The 879-nt window shown below is 68.0% G+C and carries 2 protein-coding genes; both read left to right on the forward strand.

Annotated elements, in window-relative coordinates; translation table 11 throughout:
• Positions 1 to 187 precede the first annotated feature (187 nt).
• Complete coding sequence (gene panD, locus BLA60_RS03525) at positions 188 to 616, forward strand: aspartate 1-decarboxylase (RefSeq protein ID WP_075131166.1); 429 nt, start codon at positions 188 to 190, stop codon at positions 614 to 616.
• 15 nt (positions 617 to 631) lie between these two features.
• Positions 632 to 844, forward strand: a complete 213-nt coding sequence (locus tag BLA60_RS03530) for an MbtH family protein (RefSeq protein WP_075131167.1) — start codon at positions 632 to 634, stop codon at positions 842 to 844.
• The last annotated feature ends 35 nt before the right edge of the window (positions 845 to 879 follow it).

Genomic DNA, 879 nt, shown 5'->3' on the forward strand with positions numbered 1-879 from the left:
TTCCGTGCACGTCTTGCCACGGACCGTACTCTATGGTTAGCCTAGCCTAAGTTCGACGTGCGGGGCTGACCGGAGGCCCGGACCAGGCAAAACAGTGCCTGGTCGGCCCGGAATTCCGTTGTCCCGCAGCGATGACGTGTGTCCACCCGCGCACGTCCGTCCCGTTTCCACTCACCAGGGGGAGTTCGTGCTGCGCACGGTTCTCAACGGCAAGATCCACCGCGCGACCGTCACCCAGGCGGACCTGCACTACGTCGGCTCCTTGACCATCGACGCCGATCTCATGGCCGCGGCCGACATCCATGAGGGTGAGCGCGTCCAGGTCGTGGACATCACCAACGGCCACCGGCTGGAGACCTACGCCATCACCGGCGAGGCCGGCAGCGGGGTGATCGGGGTCAACGGCGCCGCCGCGCACCTCGTCCACCCCGGTGACCTGGTGATCATCATCACCTACGTCGGGGTGCCCGACGAGAGGCTCGACGCGCACCGCCACCGGGTCGTGCATGTCAACGCGCGCAACGAGATCGTCGAACTGGGAGCCGATCCGGCCGCACCGGTGCCCGGTGGCGGTCCCACGCGTTCCGGTCGTGACGTCGCCGCGATCAGCGGCTGAGACAGAGAGGGTGCCATGACCAACCCGTTCGACGACGAGGACGGCGTGTTCCTCGTGCTGGTCAACGACGAGAACCAGCATTCGCTGTGGCCCCGGTTCGCGGAGGTGCCCGACGGCTGGCGCACCGCGCACGGCCCGGCCACTCGGCAGGAGTGCCTCGCCTACGTCGAGGAGCACTGGACCGACCTGCGCCCGCGCAGCCTCATCGAGGCCATGGAACGCGACTGACCGCACTCCACACCGACGACACCGAGAGGGCAGCA

The organism is Actinophytocola xinjiangensis (assembly GCF_001921215.1).
GTDB lineage: Bacteria > Actinomycetota > Actinomycetes > Mycobacteriales > Pseudonocardiaceae > Actinophytocola > Actinophytocola xinjiangensis.

Bases quoted from the DNA above. Each gene is read 5' to 3' on its own strand.
- BLA60_RS03530 (WP_075131167.1), top strand. From the start codon at position 632: ATGACCAACCCGTTCGACGACGAGGACGGCGTGTTCCTCGTGCTGGTC.